We start from the raw sequence: 5195 nt of genomic DNA on the forward strand, positions 1-5195 counted from the left end.
TCTCCCGCTCGTGGATCTACACCCAGACCGACCTCAAAGACGAGATCCGCCGGCTCCGCACCCAGCAGCGGCCCGAGCCAAGCACACCGTTACCTGCCCGACAACGCGCCAGCGACGACTCCCTGAGAAAACGCCTCGAAATCGCCAACCGCCGCAACCACGAACTCGCCGATGAGAACCGGCGGTTACGCCGCCAACTCGCGTGCGCCCTTGGCCAACTCCGCGACAACACCGGCCGACACCGCGAACCAACGCATCACACTTCGGTAACGATCGAACCATGCTGACCGCCAACCGATATCGATCTCCAACCGCGTCATGGACACCCTCCACGACACAAACCGCCAGGTCACCATAGGTATCCTAGGCAGAACTCCAGATAACCCAGGAAAGCACTTTTGCCACCGTGCGACTTCGGACGAAGGTCACCAAGGGGCCGGGATCACGCGCGGCCGGTATTGCCATGGCCTACAAGCTGATCGATGCCGCACAGGCCCGCTGGCGGGCCGTCAACGCCCCACACCTGGTCGCCCTGGTCCGCGCCGGTGCGGTCTTCCACAAGGGCAAGCTACTCGAACGGCCCACCGACATCACCCCACCGACACCGCCCTCAAGCGGTAGCCAGCACACCGAAACGGAGGTCGCCTGAAACCCCCGATCCACAGGTCTTGACAATTTCTCGCTAGCCGCCTAGGCCGCCGGCATGCCTAAGCGTCTAGGGTCAAATACCGGGAAAAGAGTGAGCTGCTGAGGGCGGAATCAGCGTGGGGTAGGCGCAGGTGGCGGAGATTGCGGACCGTTACTAAGCCTGTTGCCAGGTGTAAACGGCGCGATGATGCTGCCACCGAGACCAGCGGCCACGTATTCGCACCACACTCGCCCGCTGCAGTTGATTGCCCAGTTCTTGCCGGTTAACCAACCGTAATCCAAGCCCAAGGACTCCATCACACCATTGGCCATTCGCACTTGCGCATCAATTTGGGACTGACTGGCATAGATGCCCAAGATCATGTTCTCCCCGCCGACGGCACACTGCCCTCCGTCGAGCGAAAACCGACCACCACCCATTTCCTGCAAATCGCACGTGTACCCGTGTTTTACCAAGTCTTCTGCGAGTTCGCGGACTGACTGATACTCCTGGGTGCCTGACCGCTTAGCAACGGTCGGCTGCGTGCTGTTCGAAGTGACGGTCACCGTTGCAGGGCTTGATGACTGCGACGACCCACAAGCAGCGACAGCCAGCAGTGCTGCAGCGCAGAATCCCAATGCGATACGCATGGCTGGCGCGTCCTTTCCTCATTGCTATCGATAATCTCCCAGCAGCATCGCACCCAGATACGCACCTGGGGAACCCACGCCGTCGATTTCGGCCACATAGGTGTTGGGTAAGGCCTCCATTACCCCAACTAGCGGAACCCAGATCCCCCTCCATCAACGCCGATCAAACCCCCGGCCCAGGGGAAGAAATCCCCCCCGCCACTTCGGCGCGAAAAACTTGATTGCCAGCCGCCCGGAGCCCCTGGAAGCGAGCCGCCCGCCGGCGGCAGCCCCCCGCGGCAGCAGGAATCGCTCGGGGCGGCCTCGGCAGCCAGCAGAAGCCCTACCAGCGGCGCCGGGGGTTGGCGGCGAGCAGTTCCGACTGTTGGCTTCTCGTTTGATCTGGCGGTGCTGATAGGGGCCAACCAACTGCACTTAGGCCTTCACTGGTCACGACGCTTTCGTTCCCGACTTTCATTAAAGTTACGTATTTCGTAGCGTTTCGTATTTCGTTCTGTAGTTGTGTTACGTCACTAGTCAGGGACGAAATTGTGTAAGGTAAGCCCATGACCGACCTCGCGCACCCCGGCGGATCGAAAGATCGCTGCAACTACCCAGGCTGCACGCGGCCGAGCCGTCCCGATCCAGCCACCGGTCGCCCGTCCCGTTACTGCGAGCAACCCGACAGCTCCGGCGGGCCGATTCACAACCGGGCCAGCGCGTGGCGCGCCCGACGTGCCCTACAAGGCGCAGTCCTCACCGAGGAGTCCACGACCGCGCCGGTATCGCTGGCGCGGGCCACGCTCGAGCAGCGCCTGGTGACGCTGCCGGAAAAGATCGCCGAGCTGCGGACATACCTCGATGAGGTGGTTGTTAATGTCCGTGCGGCCGGCGATGTCGAGGCCGCCGCTGCAGAGGTCGAAGATGCACACCGGGATGCGCTGACCAAGGTGACCGAGGCCGAACGGCGCGCCGCAGCGGCCGAGCGGACCGCCCGGCTCGCCGAAGAGCGCGCGCAGCGCGCCGAACGGGAACGCGAGGAAGCCGACACCGTGGCCGAGGACGCCCTCGCCGAGACCGGGCGGGCGCGGGAGGAGACCGCGGCCCAACTGGACCGGGTCCGAGCCGAGGCTGACGCTGCAGTCGCGCACGCACAACAGCAGCTAGCGGCCGAGACCGAACAGCACCTCAACGAACTCGCCACACGCGACGCCGCAATCGACAATGCACGCCAGGACGCCAGCGCCGCTCGCGCCGAGACCGCCTCCGCTCAGGCCGCCGAGCGTGCCGCAGCCGAGACCGCTGCGCACGAGCGTGCCCTGGCCACCCAACTGCGCACAGAACTCGACCAGACCCGCCGGGAGGCCCAGGAGGAACGCCGTCAGTTGCAGGCCGAAACCGACACCGCCCACCAGGCAGCACAACACGCTGCCGCCCAGGAAGCCGTCACGCGCGCCGACCTCGCTGCCGCACAAGCAGAACTTGCCGCCGCCCGGCGAGCACTGGAGACCGAACGGAACACCTCAGCGGCGCTTGCCGGCGACCTCGAACGTACGCGCGCCGAGGCCCGGGCCGAGCGTGAAGCCCTGCGTGTCGAGCATGCCGAGCACCTCGCCCAAGCCCGACACTCTGCCGAGGAGCGCGCACAGGCACTTACCGAGGCGTTGACGGCCGAGAGGGAAGTCGCGGAAACCTACCGCTCCCATTTCGCGGCCGCTCAAGCCGACGCCGGTGATCCTGCCCCGACACGCCGACGACGTGACCCCACCACAACGACAGGCCAACGAGACAAGGCCTAAGCCTCTCGCTCACTCGACTGCGAGCGTCGACATCACCCGACTGCTGCGCGAGACGAGGGGGGAAAGCTTGGCCGGGGTGAGATCGGACCACATCGCAGCTTCCCTTCTCATGTGTCGGCCCGCACGGAGGGGTGGTTCAAGGTCGCCATGGCGGGGCCCGGCTCCATAAGCTGATCGCCTCCAGGAGTGTCGCCATCGCTGAGACCCACCCACTGGTTATCGCTAAGCGGGAGCGCACCCCCTGACCTCGCTAGGAGTTGCGCGACAGCCTGCAGAGTGGGGCCGCCGTGCTGCACGTTGGCAGCGTGGTAGGCGCTCTTGAGCGCCGAGGACTGGTCGTCTGAAAGTGATCGGCCGGTCACGGCCTCGACCAGCGTCTTCAATGCCACAACGTCATCTCGCGTCAGGAGCTTGTTGGCAAAACTTTTCGCTGTGTCGTTCACGAATACCCCGCGGCCGTGTTCTGGGGACACGAGACCCTCGGCCCGCAGCTCCGAGATAGCTCGCCGAACGGTCATCCGCGCGACACCAAAATGGTGGCTCAAGGCGAACTCCGATGGCAGCTGATCACGGGGTCCGTACCGCCCGTTTTGGATTGCGGTTCGCAGGCAATCCGCAATCTGGCGAAACGGCGGCCGATTCACAGTTCGAACGATTTCGCCTAGTTCGAGCGCTCCGGCCGCGAACGTGTCGCCGGTCATCCTTCGGTTGTCCTCTGCTGTCGCATGATGCTTGACATCTGACGTTATCGCCTGGCTGGCCTCGTTGACTTGCATACATGCCCTCATAAGTCCGCACCCTATGAGCCTCCGCGCAATTTCGGCCACCACTTTCGGCGACTTCGGCGACGAAGCTGTGCTTGGGGTCTTGCGCGCGCGTGCAGACCGCGTCGGGGCGGCCCGCCTGACCTACCTGGATAATCACAGGGCAAACACCCACTCACGCACCGAGCGCAGCACGTGAGTAAAACGGTCAGTTGTCAGTGTTTACGGGTAAACTTAGGTCATGAGCAGCGGTGATTGGATGCAGCGGTGGCCCGACTTGCTCGTCGGGTTGAGCGGTGATGAGCGCCGCGTGTTGAGCGTTGCGGTTACCGACAACGTGCTGGAGGGCTGGGAGCCTAGCCGTGCCGATATTCAGGCACTGGTTGATGTGGTGCGTGGCTATGTGACTACCCAGGAATACCTTGCGAATCTGGGCACTAGCGCAGCCGCACGCTAAGGGATGGAGTGGTCCGACTATTTTTGGCCTGGCACAACTGTTCTGAAGAATAATTTGGGCCTTACTGACGCGACTGAGTTACGCGAGGCGGAGTACCAGCGCGCGGCAGTGCGCCGTGTGGAAATCGAGCACGGATTGGCGCCTATACCGAAAACCTATGACGCCAAGCACTTGTGCGCCCTGCACGGCTGGCTGTTTCAAGATACCTACGAGTGGGCTGGCCGCTTTCGTGAGGTGCCGATTTCGAAGCAACTTTCTGACTTCGCCTCCGTGGACCGTATTGACGAGTGTCTACAGCAGGCAACTGATATCGTCGCTACCACGCGCTGGGATCATATCAACGATGCCGAGTTTGCCGACGCAGCGGCAAGGGTCTTCTGTTGGATCAACTGGAGCCATCCTTTTCGAGACGGCAATGGCCGGGCCACCCGCTCTTTTCTCAACGCTGTCGCGGCTAGATCGGGCCGATGGCTCGACTATAGCGTTGTGGGACGGGATGTTTGGCTTCAGCGATGCGCTTTCAGCGTCCCGACGCTGGATGATGACGGGACGCCGCAGCATCGATGGCTTGTGCCACTCTTTTGGGCGTCAGCGCGTCAGCTCGGCGCGAGCCGTGAGCCGGCCTTGCCCTCCAAGGAGGCTTGAGCGCGACGCTGGCTATGACGTTGGGCATTAACCTCGCGTCGCGAGCTGGAAAAGTAAACTATCCGATCGTCGCGATGAGCCTGTCCACTAATTGGCCACGGCCGGACTGGTTTGTTCACAGGGTGATTCGGGCAGCGACCGATACCTCGGCCCGAAGTCGGAGTGAGTGGCATGCAGCCAACAGGATGCCTACTGTGGGCCTTGACCCCGGATGGTGGACACGGGATTTGTGTTACGCAGCTTCGGGCAGCGTAGTGGTTGTGTGATTCTTTT

Annotated in this window: 6 protein-coding genes and 1 pseudogene; 5 read left to right on the top strand and 2 right to left on the bottom strand. The window is 63.1% G+C overall.

The annotated features are described in order from the left end of the window. A partial coding sequence (locus AO501_RS39075) for a transposase (RefSeq protein ID WP_082658518.1) occupies window positions 1-287 on the top strand: 287 nt, incomplete at its 5' end. Between the two features lie 101 nt (window positions 288-388). Continuing rightward, window positions 389-649 (top strand): annotated as a pseudogene (locus AO501_RS09755) (IS256 family transposase); the annotation flags it as partial. A 110-nt stretch (window positions 650-759) separates the two neighbouring features. Here AO501_RS09755 and AO501_RS37055 read toward each other — a convergent pair. Then, entirely contained in the window at window positions 760-1278 is a 519-nt protein-coding gene (locus tag AO501_RS37055; RefSeq protein WP_156452443.1) for a hypothetical protein, read from the bottom strand. Between the two features lie 545 nt (window positions 1279-1823). On the opposite strand from AO501_RS37055, the gene AO501_RS09760 reads away from it, so the two are divergent. Continuing rightward, window positions 1824-3056 carry a hypothetical protein gene (locus AO501_RS09760; protein ID WP_055577529.1) on the top strand — a complete coding sequence of 411 codons (1233 nt, stop codon included), beginning with the start codon at window positions 1824-1826 and terminating at the stop codon, window positions 3054-3056. A gap of 107 nt (window positions 3057-3163) precedes the next feature. Here AO501_RS09760 and AO501_RS09765 read toward each other — a convergent pair whose 3' ends face one another. Continuing rightward, window positions 3164-3832, bottom strand: a complete 669-nt coding sequence (locus AO501_RS09765; RefSeq protein WP_231752424.1) for a GntR family transcriptional regulator — start codon at window positions 3830-3832, stop codon at window positions 3164-3166. A 229-nt stretch (window positions 3833-4061) separates the two neighbouring features. On the opposite strand from AO501_RS09765, the gene AO501_RS09770 reads away from it, so the two are divergent. Beyond that, window positions 4062-4277 (top strand): hypothetical protein, encoded by a 216-nt coding sequence (locus tag AO501_RS09770; protein ID WP_055577531.1) that lies wholly within the window; start codon window positions 4062-4064, stop codon window positions 4275-4277. 3 nt (window positions 4278-4280) lie between these two features. Next, window positions 4281-4922, top strand: a complete 642-nt coding sequence (locus AO501_RS09775; protein ID WP_055577532.1) for a Fic/DOC family protein — start codon at window positions 4281-4283, stop codon at window positions 4920-4922. Window positions 4923-5195: the final 273 nt, after the last annotated feature.

The organism is Mycobacterium gordonae, assembly GCF_001417955.2.
GTDB classification, from domain to species: domain Bacteria; phylum Actinomycetota; class Actinomycetes; order Mycobacteriales; family Mycobacteriaceae; genus Mycobacterium; species Mycobacterium gordonae_B.

Excerpts from the sequence above, each read along its gene's own strand:
- AO501_RS09765 (WP_231752424.1), bottom strand. The coding sequence starts at position 3,832 with ATGCAAGTCAACGAGGCCAGCCAGGCGATAACGTCAGATGTCAAGCAT.
- AO501_RS09775 (WP_055577532.1), top strand. The coding sequence starts at position 4,281 with ATGGAGTGGTCCGACTATTTTTGGCCTGGCACAACTGTTCTGAAGAAT.
- AO501_RS09770 (WP_055577531.1), top strand. The coding sequence starts at position 4,062 with ATGAGCAGCGGTGATTGGATGCAGCGGTGGCCCGACTTGCTCGTCGGG.
- AO501_RS09760 (WP_055577529.1), top strand. The coding sequence starts at position 1,824 with ATGACCGACCTCGCGCACCCCGGCGGATCGAAAGATCGCTGCAACTAC.
- AO501_RS37055 (WP_156452443.1), bottom strand. The coding sequence starts at position 1,278 with ATGCGTATCGCATTGGGATTCTGCGCTGCAGCACTGCTGGCTGTCGCT.